We start from the raw sequence: 13,344 nt of genomic DNA on the forward strand, positions 1-13,344 counted from the left end.
AGGACGACTTAGACCCATGGCTATTCGCAAGTACAAGCCCACGACCCCCGGTCGTCGTGGCTCGAGTGTGGCCGACTTCGTCGAGATCACTCGCTCCACGCCCGAGAAGTCGCTGGTGCGCCCCCTGACCAAGACCGGTGGCCGCAACGCCTCCGGACGTATCACGACCCGTCACATCGGTGGTGGCCACAAGCGCGCCTACCGTGTGATCGACTTCCGCCGCGCGGACAAGGACGGCATCCCGGCCAAGGTCGCTCACATCGAGTACGACCCCAACCGCACCGCCCGCATCGCGCTGCTGCACTACGCCGACGGCGAGAAGCGCTACATCATCGCGCCGAACAAGCTGAAGCAGGGCGACCGCATCGAGAACGGTCCCGAGGCCGACATCAAGCCCGGCAACAACCTGCCGATGCGTAACATCCCCGTCGGTACCGTCATCCACTGTGTCGAGCTGCGCCCCGGTGGCGGCGCGAAGATCGCCCGTTCCGCGGGTGTTCGCGTCCAGCTCGTCGCGAAGGACGGCCCCTACGCCCAGCTGCGCATGCCCTCCGGTGAGATCCGCAACGTCGACGTCCGCTGCCGCGCGACGATCGGTGAGGTGGGCAACGCCGAGCAGAGCAACATCAACTGGGGCAAGGCCGGCCGCATGCGCTGGAAGGGCAAGCGCCCGACCGTCCGTGGTGTCGCGATGAACCCGGTGGACCACCCGCACGGTGGTGGTGAGGGCAAGACCTCCGGTGGTCGTAACCCGGTGAGCCCGTGGGGCCAGAAGGAAGGCCGCACCCGCCGCCCGAACAAGGACAGCGACAAGCTCATCGTGCGTCGCCGTCGTACTGGCAAGAAGCGCTGATAGGAGCCTTTCGAAATGCCTCGTAGCCTCAAGAAGGGCCCCTTCGTCGACGAGCACCTCGCGAAGAAGGTCGATGCCCAGAACGAAGCCGGCACGCAGAGCGTCATCAAGACGTGGTCGCGCCGCTCGATGATCACCCCGGACATGCTCGGCCACACCCTGGCCGTCCACGACGGTCGCAAGCACGTTCCGGTCTTCGTGACCGAGAGCATGGTCGGCCACAAGTTGGGTGAGTTCGCTCCCACTCGTACCTTCAAGGGTCACGAGAAGGACGACAAGAAGGGTCGCCGTCGCTGACGCGGCGGGGTAACCCAACATGACGAACGAAAGTAAAGGGACAGCGATGGAAGCCAAGGCGCAGGCGCGGCACGTCCGCGTGACGCCGATGAAGGCCCGCCGCGTCGTGGACATGATCCGTGGCAAGCAGGCCGCTGACGCGATCGCTCTGCTGCAGTTTGCTCCGCAGACTGCCAGCGAGCCCGTTCTCAAGACGCTCAACAGCGCCATTGCGAACGCGCGTTTCACGGCGGACAAGAACTCCGCACCCTTCGACGAGAACGCACTGGTCGTCACGACCGCGTTCGTCGACGAAGGTCCGACCATGAAGCGATTCCGCCCGCGTGCCCAGGGCCGCGCGAGCCGCATCCTCAAGCGCACGAGCCACATCACCATCGTTGTGGGCGAGCGCGACTCGAAGGGAGGTAACCGCTGATGGGTCAGAAGATCAACCCGAACGGTTTCCGCCTCGGCATCACGACCGAGCACAAGAGCCGCTGGTTCGCCGACTCGACGAAGCCGGGCCAGCGCTACAGCGACTACGTCAAGGAAGACGTCGCGATCCGCAAGCTCCTGTCCGAGGGCATGGAGCGCGCCGGTATCGCACGCGTCGACATCGAGCGCACGCGTGACCGTGTTCGCGTCGACATCCACACGGCGCGTCCGGGCATCGTCATCGGCCGCCGCGGCGCCGAGGCCGACCGCCTCCGCTCGCGCCTTGAGAAGCTCACGGGCAAGCAGGTTCAGCTGAACATCCTCGAGGTCAAGAACCCCGAGGCCGACGCTCAGCTCGTCGCGCAGGGCATCGCCGAGCAGCTCTCGGCGCGCGTGTCCTTCCGTCGTGCGATGCGCAAGGGCATCATGTCCGCGCAGCGCGCCGGCGCCAAGGGCATCCGTGTCCAGTGCTCCGGTCGTCTCGGCGGCGCCGAGATGTCGCGCTCGGAGTTCTACCGCGAAGGTCGTGTGCCGCTGCACACGCTGCGCGCCAACATCGACTACGGCTTCTACGAGGCGCGTACGACGTTCGGCCGCATCGGTGTCAAGGTCTGGATCTACAAGGGCGACCTGACGGCCAAGGAGCTCGCTCGTGAGCAGGCCGCCGCCCCGCAGCGTCCGGCCCGTGGCCGCCGCAACGACGGCCCGCGCGGCGACCGTGGTGAGCGCGGGCGCGGTCGTGGCCAGCGCGCCGAGCAGACCGCTGTCACCAGCGAGACGACGACCGAGGTCACCGAGCCCGCCAAGACTGAGGGAGGCGAAGCCTGATGCTCATTCCCCGTCGAGTGAAGCACCGCAAGCAGCACCACCCGAAGCGCAGCGGCACCGCCAAGGGCGGCACGCAGGTCACGTTCGGTGACTACGGCATCCAGGCTCTCGAGCCGGCTTACGTCACGAACCGTCAGATCGAGTCCGCTCGTATCGCGATGACCCGCTACATGAAGCGTGGCGGAAAGGTGTGGATCAACATCTACCCGGACCGTCCGCTGACGAAGAAGCCCGCCGAGACCCGCATGGGTTCCGGTAAGGGTTCGCCGGAGTGGTGGGTCGCCAACGTCAAGCCGGGCCGCGTCATGTTCGAGGTCAACGGTGTGTCCGAAGAGGTTGCGCGCGAGGCCATGCGTCTCGCGATGCACAAGCTGCCGATGAAGTGCCGCTTCGTCGCGCGTGAAGGTGGTGACATCTGATGGCCAAGGGTTCGGAAGACCTGCAGCCGAAGGCACTGCGCGAGATGACGGACGAGGTGCTGACGCAGAAGCTCGCAGAGGCGAAGAAGGAACTCTTCAACCTGCGCTTCCAGTCGGCCACCGGCCAGCTCGAGAGCTCGGCCCGTCTGCGTTCCGTTCGCACGGACATCGCGCGCATCTACACGGAGATGCGTGAGCGCGAGCTCAACATCGGCCGTGATGAGAAGGTTGGCTGACCATGACTGACAAGCAGGAGACCGCTGTGACCGAGCAGGCAGAGCGCAACTACCGCAAGACGCGTCAGGGTTACGTCGTCAGCGACAAGATGGACAAGACCGTCGTCGTCGAGGTCGAGGACCGCGTCAAGCACGCCCTGTACGGCAAGGTCATGCGCCGCAGCAGCAAGGTGAAGGCCCACGACGAGAACAACAGCGCCGGCATCGGCGACCGCGTTCTCATCATGGAGACCCGCCCGCTCTCGGCAACGAAGCGTTGGCGCGTCGTCGAGATCCTCGAGCGCGCCAAGTAAGCCGCGAGGCACGCGCGTAGCCGGGAAGTCCACGCCCGTCATCGGTGGGGCGGCGATCTCGTCGTCGCCCCACCGGCGCGGGGGACTCTCCCGGTTTTCGCGTGCGCCGATCGGTGTGAGACCATTAAACGTTCCGCAAGGCTCGCTCAGATCGGGCGAGAACCAGTGAGACGACAGGAGTAGAAACTGTGATTCAGCAGGAGTCGCGACTTCGTGTCGCCGACAACACCGGTGCCAAGGAGATCCTGTGCATCCGCGTGCTCGGCGGTTCTGGCCGCCGGTACGCCGGCATCGGTGACACCATCGTGGCCACCGTCAAGGACGCCATCCCCGGTGGCAATGTCAAGAAGGGTGACGTCGTCAAGGCCGTCATCGTTCGCACCAAGAAGGAGCGCCGTCGTGCAGACGGCTCCTACATCCGCTTCGACGAGAACGCGGCAGTCATCCTCAAGGGTGACGGCGACCCGCGTGGTACGCGCATCTTCGGCCCCGTCGGCCGTGAACTGCGCGACAAGAAGTTCATGAAGATCATTTCGCTTGCCCCGGAGGTGCTCTGAACCATGGTGGCCAAGATGAAGATCAAGAAGAACGACCTCGTCCAGGTCATCAGCGGCCGTTCCGAGAAGAATGGCGGCGACAAGGGCAAGCAGGGCAAGGTCATCGCCGTGTTCCCGGAGACGCAGCGTGTCCTCGTCGAGGGCATCAACCGCGTCACGAAGCACGTCAAGGCCGGTCAGCCCGGTGCGGGCACCGGCGGCCTCACGGTCGTCGAGGCGCCGATCCACGTCTCGAACGTGGCCCTCGTCGACCCGGAGACGAACAAGCCCACCCGTGTGCGCACCCGCGTCGAGCAGGTCGAGCGCGACGGCAAGACCAAGACCGTGCGTACCCGCGTGTCCGTGCGTTCCGGTAAGGACCTGTGATGTCTGAGACCACGAAGACCACCCCGCGTCTGAAGACGCGCTACCAGGACGAGATCAAGGGCCAGCTGCAGGGCGAGTTCAACTTCGCCAACGCGATGCAGGTTCCGGGTGTCGTCAAGGTCGTCGTCAACATGGGTGTCGGCGACGCCGCGAAGGACAGCAAGCTGATCGAGGGCGCCATCCGCGACCTCGAGGCCATCACCGGCCAGAAGCCGGCTGTCACCAAGGCACGCAAGTCGATCGCCCAGTTCAAGCTGCGTGAGGGCATGCCGATCGGCGCGCACGTCACGCTGCGCGGCGACCGCATGTGGGAGTTCCTCGACCGCCTCGTTTCGGTTGCGCTGCCGCGTATCCGCGACTTCCGCGGCCTGTCGCCGAAGCAGTTCGACGGCAACGGCAACTACACGTTCGGTCTGAACGAGCAGTCGATGTTCCACGAGATCGACCAGGACAAGATCGACCGCGTCCGCGGCATGGACATCACCGTCGTGACGACCGCCGCGAACGACGACGAAGGCCGCGCCCTGCTGCGCGCCCTCGGATTCCCGTTCAAGGAGAAGTGACGATGGCGAAGACCGCACTGATCAACAAGGCGAACGCCAAGCCGAAGTTCAAGGTTCGTGGCTACACGCGCTGCCAGCGCTGCGGCCGCCCGCACTCGGTCTACCGCAAGTTCGGCCTGTGCCGCATCTGCTTGCGCGAGATGGCACACGCCGGCGAACTGCCGGGCGTGACCAAGTCCAGCTGGTAAGAACCCACCACTTTCATTAGTTCGTTCTACACCGTAGGTCGACCCAACACACGCGGGTTGAAACCCCGGTGAGGAAGGGCGGAGAAGCCCAATGACCATGACCGACCCGATCGCGGACATGTTGACGCGAGTCCGGAACGCCAACTCGGCGCACCACGACTCGACGTCCATGCCGTTCTCGAAGCTGAAGTCCCACATCGCTGAGATTCTTGAACGCGAGGGTTACATCGCCGGCTGGACCGTCGAAGAAGCCCGCGTCGGCCAGACGCTCACGATCAACCTGAAGTACGGCCCGAACCGTGAGCGCTCCATCGCCGGAGTGCGCCGCGTCTCGAAGCCCGGCCTTCGCGTCTACGCCAAGTCCACCAACCTCCCCAAGGTTCTCGGTGGCCTCGGCATTGCCATTCTTTCCACGTCCTCCGGTCTGCTCACCGACAAGCAGGCGGCGGCCAAGGGTGTTGGCGGGGAAGTCCTCGCCTACGTCTGGTAATCAGGAATTAGGAGGAGAAACAGATGTCACGTATTGGACGTCTCCCGGTTCCTGTCCCGTCCGGTGTCGAGGTGACCATCGACGGCCAGGACGTCACGGTTAAGGGCCCCAAGGGCAGCCTTGACCTGACGGTTCCCGCGCCGATCACCGTCGCCAAGGGCGAGGACGGATCCGTCGAGGTGACGCGACCCAACGACGAGCGCGACGCGCGCGCCCGTCACGGACTGACGCGGAGCCTGATCAACAACATGGTCGTCGGTGTCACCGACGGCTACACCAAGAAGCTCGAGATCCACGGCACGGGTTACCGCGTGACGGCGAAGGGCAGCGACCTCGAGTTCGCGCTCGGCTACTCGCACCCGATCCTCGTGAAGGCCCCCGAGGGCATCACGTTCGTGGTCGAGAACCCGACCCGCTTCTCGGTCTCCGGTATCGACAAGCAGCTCGTCGGTGAGGTCTCGGCCAACATCCGCAAGCTGCGCAAGCCCGACCCGTACAAGGCGAAGGGTGTCCGCTACGAAGGCGAGCACATCCGCCGCAAGGTCGGAAAGGCTGGTAAGTAAGCCATGGCAAAGATCGTCAAGCGTTCGACGAGCAAGTCCGCAGCTCGCGGCCGTCGTCACCTGCGCCTGCGCAAGAAGGTCACGGGGACCGCGGTTCGCCCGCGCCTGGTCGTCTCGCGTTCCAGCCGTCACGTCTTCGTCCAGGTCGTCGACGACACGGTCGGCAAGACCGTCGCGTCCGCGTCCACCATGGAAGCCGACCTGCGCACGTTCGAGGGTGACAAGTCCGCCAAGGCCCGCAAGGTCGGCGAACTCGTGGCCGAGCGTGCGAAGGCCCAGGGCATCGAGGCAGTCGTGTTCGACCGTGGCGGCAACCGCTACGCCGGCCGCGTCGCCGCGATCGCCGACGGCGCCCGCGAAGGTGGCCTGAGCCTGTGATGACCAACCAGAACAACGCCGAGAAGAGGAATGTCTGATGGCTGGACCCCAGCGTCGAGGCGCCGGTACCGCCCAGACGGGCGGCGAGCGCGACAACAACCAGCGTGACAACCGCCGCGATGGCGGTCGTCGTGACGGCGGCCGCGGCCGCGGTCGCGAGGAAGAGCGCAACCAGTACGTCGAGAACGTCGTCACCATCAACCGTGTCGCCAAGGTCGTCAAGGGTGGTCGTCGCTTCAGCTTCACCGCCCTCGTCGTCGTCGGTGACGGTGACGGCACCGTCGGTGTCGGCTACGGCAAGGCCAAGGAAGTTCCCGCGGCCATCGCCAAGGGTGTCGAGGAGGCGAAGAAGAACTTCTTCCGCGTCCCCCGCATCCAGGGCACGATCCCGCACCCCGTTCAGGGTGAGGCTGCGGCGGGCGTCGTCCTGCTGAAGCCGGCATCGCCCGGTACCGGTGTCATCGCCGGTGGTCCGGTGCGCGCCGTCCTCGAGTGCGCGGGCATCCACGACGTGCTGTCGAAGTCTCTGGGCTCCGACAACTCGATCAACATCGTCCACGCGACGGTCGCGGCCCTCCAGGGTCTCGAGCGTCCGGAGGCCGTGGCCGCTCGCCGTGGCCTGCCGATCGACGACGTCGTCCCCGCTGCGATGCAGCACGCGATGGCCGAGAAGGCAGGTGCGTGATGGCTCAACTCAAGGTGACCCAGATCCGTTCCGAGATCGGTGGCAAGCCGCAGCACCGTGAGACCCTGCGTTCGCTGGGCCTCAAGCGCATCGGCCACACGGTCGTCAAGGAGGACCGCCCCGAGTTTCGGGGCATGGTCCGCGCGGTCGCGCACCTCGTGACCGTCGAGGAGGTTGACTGAAAATGCCTGACACCAAGGCCAACGGGTCGGCCCTGAAGATCCACAACCTGCGTCCCGCCCCGGGTGCCAAGACCGCGAAGACCCGTGTGGGTCGCGGTGAGGGCTCCAAGGGCAAGACCGCGGGTCGTGGTACCAAGGGTACGAAGGCTCGCTACCAGGTTCCCGCTCGCTTCGAGGGTGGTCAGACGCCGCTGCACATGCGTCTGCCCAAGCTCCGCGGCTTCAAGAACCCGTTCAAGGTCGAGTACCAGGTCGTGAACCTGGACAAGATCTCCACCTTGTTCCCCGAGGGCGGCGACGTCGACGTCGCGGCGCTCGTGGAGAAGGGTGCCGTCCGCAAGGGCCAGCCCGTCAAGGTGCTCGGCACTGGCGACATCACCGTCAAGGTGAACGTCACGGCGCAGAAGTTCTCGGCCACGGCCAAGGACAAGATCGAGGCCGCAGGCGGTTCCGTCACCGCTGAGTGACGCGTCTGAGACAGGACCCCGCCGGGGTGCCACGATGTGGTGCTCCCGGCGGGGTTCTTTCGTCGTCGGGACGCGGGGGAGGGTATCGTCTATTCGTTGACGGTGGTCGCCCGCGTCGGGTGCGACGCCGTCGTCGGGGCCACCCGGCAAGCCCTTTACGTATTCAGCCGTGACGCGTCACGGCTCAGGAGGTTTTTGTGCTGACCAGTTTTGGACGCGCCTTCCGGACGCCCGAACTGCGCAACAAGATCCTGTTCACGCTGGCCATCATGGCGTTGTTCCGGCTCGGTTCGCACATTCCGACGCCGGGGATCAGCTTCGATCTCGTGGCCAAGTGTCAGGCCGCGGCCGGTGGTTCGAACAGCCTCCTCGGGCTCGCGAACCTGTTCTCAGGTGGCGCGCTGCTCCAGCTGTCGATCTTCGCGCTCGGCATCATGCCCTACATCACCGCGTCGATCATCATTCAGTTGTTGACGGTCGTCATCCCGCGTTTCGAGACCCTCAAGAAGGAGGGCCAGAGCGGGCAGGCGAAGATGACGCAGTACACCCGCTATCTCGCGATCGCGCTAGCGCTCCTGCAGAGTTCGACGCTCATCACCGCCGCTCGCAGCCCGTGGACGATTCTCGGTGGTAGCCCGACCACGTGTTCGACGATCATGACGGACGACTCGATCCCGACCGTCCTGCTCATGATTCTGACCCTGACGGCCGGCACCGGCCTCATCATGTGGCTCGGTGAGCAGGTGACGGAACGGGGTATCGGCAACGGTATGTCGCTGCTCATCCTGACCGCCGTTGCCGCTCGCGTGCCCCAGAGTCTGTGGGCGATCCACAACCAGGGCTGGGGGCGTTTCATCGCCGTGGTCATCATGTGCTTGGCCGTGACGACCGCCGTCGTTTTCGTGGAGAACAGCCAGCGACGCATCCCCGTCCAATACGCGAAGCGCATGGTCGGACGTCGCTCCTACGGCGGGACGACGACGTACATCCCGCTGAAGGTCAACATGGCGAACGTCATCCCGATCATCTTCGCGACGTCCTTGCTCTCCCTGCCCGTCATGGTTTCGCAGTTCGCGGCGAACAAGACGAATCCGCCCGGGTGGGCGCAGTGGATCAACACCTACCTGGCGCGCGGCGACCACCCCGTCTACATGGCGATCTACACGGTCCTGATCCTGTTCTTCACGTTCTTCTACGTGTCGATCACCTACCAGCCCGACGAGGTGGCGGACAACCTCAAGCAGGCCGGCAGCTTCATTCCGGGCGTTCGCGCCGGCTCCGCGACGGCCAAGTACCTCAACTACGTCCTGACGCGCATCACCACCGTCGGCGCGATCTACATCGCGTTCCTCGCGCTGCTACCCCTGATCGCGCTGGCGCTCTTCGACGCGAACCAGAACGTTCCGTTCGGTGGTGCGTCCATCCTCATCCTCGTCGGCGTGGGTCTGGAGACCGTCAAGCAGGTCGACTCCAAGCTGCAACAGCACAACTACGAAGGGTTCTTGCGGTAATGCGACTCATCATTCTCGGACCCCCCGGGGCAGGCAAGGGAACGCAGGCGGAGCGTCTGGCCGAAAGCCGGGGCATCCCGCACATCTCGACCGGCGATATCTTCCGCGCCAACATCAAGAACGAGACCGAGCTCGGCCTCAAGGTCAAGGACATCCTGGCCTCCGGTGGGTACGTCACGGACGAGATCACGAACGAGATCGTCAAGAACCGCCTCGACGAGAAGGACGCCGCGAACGGCTTCCTGCTCGACGGATACCCGCGCACCGCGGGCCAGGTCGTCGCGCTCGAGGAGATGCTCGCGGCGAAGGGCCAGGCCCTCGACGCGGCCCTGGAACTCACCGTCGATGGCGAGGAGCTCGTGCAGCGCCTGCTCAAGCGCGCCGAGACGTCGGGCCGTGCGGACGACACCGAAGAGGTCATCCGCGAGCGTCAGGAGCTCTACGTGCGCGAGACGGCGCCGCTGGCCGCCGCCTACACCGAGCGTGGCCTCCTCGTCCAGGTCGACGGCATGGGCTCGATCGACGAGGTCGAGGCGCGGATCGGCGCGGCACTCGACGAGGTCGCGGCGAAGAACTGATGTTCGGACGCACCCGACTGGATCTCAAGTCGAGTGACGACATCCGCGCGATGCGCCGGGCCGGTCTCGTGACCGGCTCGGCGCTTCGCGCGTCGGCACTCGGAACGCGCGCGGGCATGACGACGAAGGACGTCGACGCCATCGCCCACGCCCACATGCTCGAACGCGGTGCGACGCCGTCGTTCCTCGGGTACAACGGCTTTCCCGCGACGCTGTGCATCTCCGTCAACGACGAGGTGGTCCATGGCATCCCGGGGGAGCGCGTGCTGCAAGACGGCGACGTCGTCTCGCTCGACTGCGGAGCGATCGTCGACGGGTGGCACGGTGACTCGGCGTTGACGTTCGTCGTCGGGGCGGCGAGGGACGACGCGAGCTCGGCGCAGCGCGTGGCGGCGCGTCACGCGGGTGATGAGCCGGCGATCAGACGAGAGGGTGTCGTGGCGTGGGCGCAGGGCGACCCGCGGCGCGCTCTCGTGCTCGCGACCGAGGCGTCGATGTGGGCCGGCATCGAGGCGCTTCAGGTGGGCGAGCGCCTCAACGACGTCGGTGAGGGCGTACAAGACCTGCTCGAGGAGTTCAACGCTCCGGGGCGCCTCGCAGGGTTGCCGCCGGAGATGCCCAGCTTCGAGATCGTCGACGGCTACACGGGCCACGGTGTGGGTCGTGAGTTGCACCAAGATCCAACGGTCTACAACGAGTACGTCAACGAGCGGCTCCCCAAGGTGAAGCCTGGTCTCGTCGTCGCCGTCGAGCCGATGGTCACGCTCGGCACGTACGAGACGCATGAGCTCGACGATGGCTGGACCGTCAAGACCGACGACGGCTCCCTCGCCGCGCACTTCGAGCACACCGTGGCGGTGACGGAGAAGGGCCTGTGGGTGCTGACGGCGCAGGACGGCGGACGTTCGCGTCTCGAGCCGCTCGGGTTGTACGGCGGCCTGGACGACTGAGGCCCCACGCGGACGCGACGCCGTCCGGGTCCCCCAACGCTCGAGCCCCTCTCATCGGAACGGAGGCGGGTCGACGCGATTTGGGGAAGCCGAGCGCGTCTCGTAGACTGAGGGACGGTCTGTCGTGGTATGTGGCGCTCAGCGTGACGCGACCGGGCAGGCCGGCCAACAGATTCCGTCCATCCGGGACGGTTTCGTGCAGCGAAATGCGGAGGCTATGGCCAAGAAGGACGGTGTCATCGAGATCGAGGGCACGATCGTCGAGGCTCTCCCGAACGCGATGTTCCGGGTCGAGCTCACGAACGGTCACAAGGTTCTCGCTCACATCTCGGGCAAGATGCGTCAGCACTACATCCGGATCCTCCCCGAGGACCGGGTCGTCGTCGAGCTCTCGCCCTATGACCTGACCCGCGGCCGTATCGTCTTCCGTTACCGCTGATTCAACCCAGTTCTCGCTCCCCGCGCTGCGTCCGCATGGTCGCAGCGTGTCGGTGTGTCGAGAGCGCGATCGACAAGACAGCAGGCAGATGAAGGTTCAGCCGAGCGTCAAGAAGATCTGTGACAAGTGCAAGGTGATTCGCCGCAACGGCCGAGTCATGGTGATCTGCGAGAACCTGCGCCACAAGCAGCGCCAGGGCTGATCCACCGAGCACCAGCTCACAGCGTCTTCACCAGGACGCAACACATGAAACTGCAGCACCCGGCCCCACTGGGCTCTGACGAGGATCCGACAGGATGAATCGTCGAGATCTCTCAGAGCGATCTGATACAGAGACACGCCAGTGGACGTCACCCTCGGCGCGGAGGCCGAGGACCCGCGAGTCCCACCGCTCATCACGAGCATCGAGGCTCACGCCATAGCGGGAACGGTGCTGCCCCAGACCTCCGCTCATGATCAGGAGAACACATGGCACGTCTCATCGGTGTCGACCTGCCGCGCGAGAAGCGCGTCGAGGTCGGCCTCACCTACATCTTCGGCGTCGGGCGTACCCGTGCCCAGGAGACGCTGGCCGCGACCGGCGTCAACCCGGACACGCGCGTCCGCGACCTCACCGAGGAAGAACTCGTCAAGCTGCGTGACCACCTCGAGGCAAGCTTCCGCCTCGAAGGTGACCTGCGCCGTGAGATCGCCGCCGACATCCGCCGCAAGGTGGAGATCGGAAGCTACGAGGGTCTGCGCCACCGCCGTGGCCTGCCCGTGCACGGTCAGCGCACCAAGACGAACGCTCGTACCCGCAAGGGCCCGAAGCGCACCGTGGCCGGCAAGAAGAAGGCCAAGTGAGTCGAGCAGCTTCGGCTGATCACGACTACTTCCTCAACTGAGCGTCGAAACAGGAGATTCGAACTATGCCTCCCAAGAGCCGTATGGCCGCGGGCGCCAAGAAGGTGCGCCGCAAGGAGAAGAAGAACGTTGCTGCGGGCCAGGCCCACATCAAGAGCACGTTCAACAACACCATCGTTTCCATCACGGACCCCACCGGTGCCGTGATCTCGTGGGCGTCCGCCGGCCAGGTCGGCTTCAAGGGTTCCCGCAAGTCGACCCCCTACGCAGCGCAGATGGCCGCCGAGGCCGCTGCGCGTCGTGCCATGGACCACGGCATGCGCAAGGTCGACGTCTTCGTCAAGGGCCCGGGTTCCGGTCGTGAGACCGCCATCCGCTCGCTCACCGCGACCGGCCTCGAGGTCGGCGCGATCAGCGATGTCACGCCCACGCCGCACAACGGCGTCCGCCCGCCCAAGCGTCGCCGCGTCTGATCACCCAGACACCGCGAACGAAGACGAACTAGGAGACACCCCACATGGCCCGTTACACCGGCCCGATCACCAAGAAGTCGCGTCGACTCAAGACCGACCTCGTCGGTGGTGACAAGAACTTCGAGATGCGCCCCTTCCCGCCCGGCCAGCACGGCCGCGGTCGAATCCAGGAGAAGGAGTACCTCCACCAGCTGCAGGAGAAGCAGAAGGCCCGCTTCACCTACGGCGTCATGGAGAAGCAGTTCGTCCGGTACTACAAGGAGGCGGCGCGCCGCCCCGGCAAGACCGGTGAGAACCTGCTCATCATCCTCGAGTCCCGCCTGGACAACGTCATCTACCGCGCCGGCCTCGCCCGCACGCGCCGCGCTGCCCGCCAGCTCGTCACGCACGGTCACTTCGAGGTCAACGGCGTGCGCGTCGACGTCCCGTCCTACCGCGTCGAGCAGTACGACATCATCACGGTCCGTGAGAAGTCGCGCGAGGCGTTCCCGATCCAGCTCGCTCGCGAGACGTTCGGCGAGCGTCCCGTTCCGGCGTGGCTGCACGTCGTCCCGGGCACGCTGCAGGTGCTGATCCACCAGCTCCCGACGCGCGAGCAGATCGACAGCCAGCTCACCGAGCAGCTCATCGTCGAGCTCTACTCGAAGAACTGATCCGAGCTTCGCATCGGAAGGTGGCGCTTCGCGCCGCGTGAGGCGCCACCTTCCACCTGCCGGTCCGAGAGACAGAGCTCGCACCGGCGCAGGACTCGATTCCTGCTCGTTCACCCGG

25 protein-coding genes are annotated in these 13,344 nt (G+C 65.7%); all 25 read left to right on the forward strand.

The window, feature by feature from the left end; translation table 11 throughout:
• The first annotated feature begins 16 nt into the window (after positions 1 to 16).
• The gene (gene rplB, locus EDC82_RS03495; protein WP_006946059.1) at positions 17 to 853 is read left to right on the forward strand and encodes a 50S ribosomal protein L2; all 837 of its coding nucleotides are present in this window, start codon (positions 17 to 19) and stop codon (positions 851 to 853) included.
• Between the two features lie 15 nt (positions 854 to 868).
• Positions 869 to 1,150, forward strand: coding sequence for a 30S ribosomal protein S19 (gene rpsS / locus EDC82_RS03500; RefSeq protein WP_006946113.1), 282 nt, complete (start codon positions 869 to 871; stop codon positions 1,148 to 1,150).
• A gap of 46 nt (positions 1,151 to 1,196) precedes the next feature.
• Positions 1,197 to 1,565 (forward strand): 50S ribosomal protein L22, encoded by a 369-nt coding sequence (gene rplV / locus EDC82_RS03505; RefSeq protein WP_006946292.1) that lies wholly within the window; start codon positions 1,197 to 1,199, stop codon positions 1,563 to 1,565.
• Positions 1,565 to 2,392, forward strand: a complete 828-nt coding sequence (gene rpsC / locus EDC82_RS03510; protein ID WP_006946142.1) for a 30S ribosomal protein S3 — start codon at positions 1,565 to 1,567, stop codon at positions 2,390 to 2,392. The genes rplV and rpsC overlap by 1 nt, the downstream gene beginning before the upstream one ends.
• On the forward strand, positions 2,392 to 2,811 hold the full coding sequence (gene rplP, locus EDC82_RS03515) for a 50S ribosomal protein L16 (RefSeq protein ID WP_006946267.1): 420 nt from the start codon (positions 2,392 to 2,394) through the stop codon (positions 2,809 to 2,811). Before rpsC ends, rplP begins: the two co-directional genes overlap by 1 nt.
• Positions 2,811 to 3,047, forward strand: coding sequence for a 50S ribosomal protein L29 (rpmC, locus tag EDC82_RS03520; RefSeq protein WP_006946167.1), 237 nt, complete (start codon positions 2,811 to 2,813; stop codon positions 3,045 to 3,047). The genes rplP and rpmC overlap by 1 nt, the downstream gene beginning before the upstream one ends.
• A gap of 2 nt (positions 3,048 to 3,049) precedes the next feature.
• On the forward strand, positions 3,050 to 3,340 hold the full coding sequence (gene rpsQ, locus EDC82_RS03525) for a 30S ribosomal protein S17 (RefSeq protein WP_038567110.1): 291 nt from the start codon (positions 3,050 to 3,052) through the stop codon (positions 3,338 to 3,340).
• A 188-nt stretch (positions 3,341 to 3,528) separates the two neighbouring features.
• Positions 3,529 to 3,897 (forward strand): 50S ribosomal protein L14, encoded by a 369-nt coding sequence (gene rplN / locus EDC82_RS03530; protein WP_006946197.1) that lies wholly within the window; start codon positions 3,529 to 3,531, stop codon positions 3,895 to 3,897.
• Between the two features lie 3 nt (positions 3,898 to 3,900).
• Positions 3,901 to 4,263, forward strand: coding sequence for a 50S ribosomal protein L24 (gene rplX / locus EDC82_RS03535; RefSeq protein WP_006946282.1), 363 nt, complete (start codon positions 3,901 to 3,903; stop codon positions 4,261 to 4,263).
• Entirely contained in the window at positions 4,263 to 4,826 is a 564-nt protein-coding gene (rplE, locus tag EDC82_RS03540; RefSeq protein ID WP_006946222.1) for a 50S ribosomal protein L5, read from the forward strand. The genes rplX and rplE overlap by 1 nt, the downstream gene beginning before the upstream one ends.
• A gap of 2 nt (positions 4,827 to 4,828) precedes the next feature.
• Positions 4,829 to 5,014, forward strand: coding sequence for a type Z 30S ribosomal protein S14 (locus tag EDC82_RS03545; RefSeq protein ID WP_006946078.1), 186 nt, complete (start codon positions 4,829 to 4,831; stop codon positions 5,012 to 5,014).
• A gap of 91 nt (positions 5,015 to 5,105) precedes the next feature.
• A complete protein-coding gene (gene rpsH / locus EDC82_RS03550; protein ID WP_006946236.1) occupies positions 5,106 to 5,504 on the forward strand; it encodes a 30S ribosomal protein S8 in 399 nt (132 codons plus the stop codon).
• Positions 5,505 to 5,527: 23 nt separating this feature from the next.
• Positions 5,528 to 6,067, forward strand: coding sequence for a 50S ribosomal protein L6 (gene rplF / locus EDC82_RS03555; RefSeq protein WP_006946061.1), 540 nt, complete (start codon positions 5,528 to 5,530; stop codon positions 6,065 to 6,067).
• A gap of 3 nt (positions 6,068 to 6,070) precedes the next feature.
• On the forward strand, positions 6,071 to 6,445 hold the full coding sequence (gene rplR / locus EDC82_RS03560) for a 50S ribosomal protein L18 (RefSeq protein ID WP_006946162.1): 375 nt from the start codon (positions 6,071 to 6,073) through the stop codon (positions 6,443 to 6,445).
• Between the two features lie 37 nt (positions 6,446 to 6,482).
• A complete protein-coding gene (gene rpsE / locus EDC82_RS03565; protein ID WP_062258619.1) occupies positions 6,483 to 7,130 on the forward strand; it encodes a 30S ribosomal protein S5 in 648 nt (215 codons plus the stop codon).
• Entirely contained in the window at positions 7,130 to 7,312 is a 183-nt protein-coding gene (gene rpmD, locus EDC82_RS03570; RefSeq protein ID WP_038567114.1) for a 50S ribosomal protein L30, read from the forward strand. Before rpsE ends, rpmD begins: the two co-directional genes overlap by 1 nt.
• A 2-nt stretch (positions 7,313 to 7,314) precedes the next feature.
• A complete protein-coding gene (rplO, locus tag EDC82_RS03575) occupies positions 7,315 to 7,779 on the forward strand; it encodes a 50S ribosomal protein L15 (protein WP_006946289.1) in 465 nt (154 codons plus the stop codon).
• Between the two features lie 197 nt (positions 7,780 to 7,976).
• Complete coding sequence (gene secY, locus EDC82_RS03580; protein ID WP_006946158.1) at positions 7,977 to 9,290, forward strand: preprotein translocase subunit SecY; 1,314 nt, start codon at positions 7,977 to 7,979, stop codon at positions 9,288 to 9,290.
• Positions 9,290 to 9,868 carry an adenylate kinase gene (locus EDC82_RS03585; RefSeq protein WP_074045775.1) on the forward strand — a complete coding sequence of 193 codons (579 nt, stop codon included), beginning with the start codon at positions 9,290 to 9,292 and terminating at the stop codon, positions 9,866 to 9,868. The genes secY and EDC82_RS03585 overlap by 1 nt, the downstream gene beginning before the upstream one ends.
• The gene (locus EDC82_RS03590; protein WP_131940631.1) at positions 9,868 to 10,818 is read left to right on the forward strand and encodes a M24 family metallopeptidase; all 951 of its coding nucleotides are present in this window, start codon (positions 9,868 to 9,870) and stop codon (positions 10,816 to 10,818) included. Before EDC82_RS03585 ends, EDC82_RS03590 begins: the two co-directional genes overlap by 1 nt.
• 217 nt (positions 10,819 to 11,035) lie before the next feature.
• Positions 11,036 to 11,257, forward strand: a complete 222-nt coding sequence (gene infA / locus EDC82_RS03595) for a translation initiation factor IF-1 (RefSeq protein ID WP_006946284.1) — start codon at positions 11,036 to 11,038, stop codon at positions 11,255 to 11,257.
• 88 nt (positions 11,258 to 11,345) lie between these two features.
• Positions 11,346 to 11,459 carry a 50S ribosomal protein L36 gene (gene rpmJ / locus EDC82_RS03600; protein ID WP_006592630.1) on the forward strand — a complete coding sequence of 38 codons (114 nt, stop codon included), beginning with the start codon at positions 11,346 to 11,348 and terminating at the stop codon, positions 11,457 to 11,459.
• A gap of 266 nt (positions 11,460 to 11,725) precedes the next feature.
• Complete coding sequence (gene rpsM / locus EDC82_RS03605) at positions 11,726 to 12,100, forward strand: 30S ribosomal protein S13 (RefSeq protein WP_006946278.1); 375 nt, start codon at positions 11,726 to 11,728, stop codon at positions 12,098 to 12,100.
• Positions 12,101 to 12,165: 65 nt separating this feature from the next.
• Entirely contained in the window at positions 12,166 to 12,573 is a 408-nt protein-coding gene (gene rpsK, locus EDC82_RS03610; RefSeq protein WP_006946182.1) for a 30S ribosomal protein S11, read from the forward strand.
• A 44-nt stretch (positions 12,574 to 12,617) separates the two neighbouring features.
• Entirely contained in the window at positions 12,618 to 13,226 is a 609-nt protein-coding gene (gene rpsD, locus EDC82_RS03615) for a 30S ribosomal protein S4 (protein WP_006946058.1), read from the forward strand.
• Positions 13,227 to 13,344: the final 118 nt, after the last annotated feature.

The sequence above is a fragment of the Dermacoccus sp. SAI-028 genome, assembly GCF_004346775.1.
GTDB classification, from domain to species: Bacteria; Actinomycetota; Actinomycetes; order Actinomycetales; family Dermatophilaceae; genus Dermacoccus; species Dermacoccus nishinomiyaensis.

Bases quoted from the DNA above. Each gene is read 5' to 3' on its own strand.
- rplB (WP_006946059.1), top strand. From the start codon at position 17: ATGGCTATTCGCAAGTACAAGCCCACGACCCCCGGTCGTCGTGGCTCG.
- rpsS (WP_006946113.1), top strand. From the start codon at position 869: ATGCCTCGTAGCCTCAAGAAGGGCCCCTTCGTCGACGAGCACCTCGCG.
- rplV (WP_006946292.1), top strand. From the start codon at position 1,197: ATGGAAGCCAAGGCGCAGGCGCGGCACGTCCGCGTGACGCCGATGAAG.
- rpsC (WP_006946142.1), top strand. From the start codon at position 1,565: ATGGGTCAGAAGATCAACCCGAACGGTTTCCGCCTCGGCATCACGACC.
- rplP (WP_006946267.1), top strand. From the start codon at position 2,392: ATGCTCATTCCCCGTCGAGTGAAGCACCGCAAGCAGCACCACCCGAAG.
- rpmC (WP_006946167.1), top strand. From the start codon at position 2,811: ATGGCCAAGGGTTCGGAAGACCTGCAGCCGAAGGCACTGCGCGAGATG.
- rpsQ (WP_038567110.1), top strand. From the start codon at position 3,050: ATGACTGACAAGCAGGAGACCGCTGTGACCGAGCAGGCAGAGCGCAAC.
- rplX (WP_006946282.1), top strand. From the start codon at position 3,901: ATGGTGGCCAAGATGAAGATCAAGAAGAACGACCTCGTCCAGGTCATC.
- rplE (WP_006946222.1), top strand. From the start codon at position 4,263: ATGTCTGAGACCACGAAGACCACCCCGCGTCTGAAGACGCGCTACCAG.
- EDC82_RS03545 (WP_006946078.1), top strand. From the start codon at position 4,829: ATGGCGAAGACCGCACTGATCAACAAGGCGAACGCCAAGCCGAAGTTC.
- rpsH (WP_006946236.1), top strand. From the start codon at position 5,106: ATGACCATGACCGACCCGATCGCGGACATGTTGACGCGAGTCCGGAAC.
- rplF (WP_006946061.1), top strand. From the start codon at position 5,528: ATGTCACGTATTGGACGTCTCCCGGTTCCTGTCCCGTCCGGTGTCGAG.
- rplR (WP_006946162.1), top strand. From the start codon at position 6,071: ATGGCAAAGATCGTCAAGCGTTCGACGAGCAAGTCCGCAGCTCGCGGC.
- rpsE (WP_062258619.1), top strand. From the start codon at position 6,483: ATGGCTGGACCCCAGCGTCGAGGCGCCGGTACCGCCCAGACGGGCGGC.
- rpmD (WP_038567114.1), top strand. From the start codon at position 7,130: ATGGCTCAACTCAAGGTGACCCAGATCCGTTCCGAGATCGGTGGCAAG.
- rplO (WP_006946289.1), top strand. From the start codon at position 7,315: ATGCCTGACACCAAGGCCAACGGGTCGGCCCTGAAGATCCACAACCTG.
- EDC82_RS03585 (WP_074045775.1), top strand. From the start codon at position 9,290: ATGCGACTCATCATTCTCGGACCCCCCGGGGCAGGCAAGGGAACGCAG.
- EDC82_RS03590 (WP_131940631.1), top strand. From the start codon at position 9,868: ATGTTCGGACGCACCCGACTGGATCTCAAGTCGAGTGACGACATCCGC.
- infA (WP_006946284.1), top strand. From the start codon at position 11,036: ATGGCCAAGAAGGACGGTGTCATCGAGATCGAGGGCACGATCGTCGAG.
- rpmJ (WP_006592630.1), top strand. From the start codon at position 11,346: ATGAAGGTTCAGCCGAGCGTCAAGAAGATCTGTGACAAGTGCAAGGTG.
- rpsM (WP_006946278.1), top strand. From the start codon at position 11,726: ATGGCACGTCTCATCGGTGTCGACCTGCCGCGCGAGAAGCGCGTCGAG.
- rpsK (WP_006946182.1), top strand. From the start codon at position 12,166: ATGCCTCCCAAGAGCCGTATGGCCGCGGGCGCCAAGAAGGTGCGCCGC.
- rpsD (WP_006946058.1), top strand. From the start codon at position 12,618: ATGGCCCGTTACACCGGCCCGATCACCAAGAAGTCGCGTCGACTCAAG.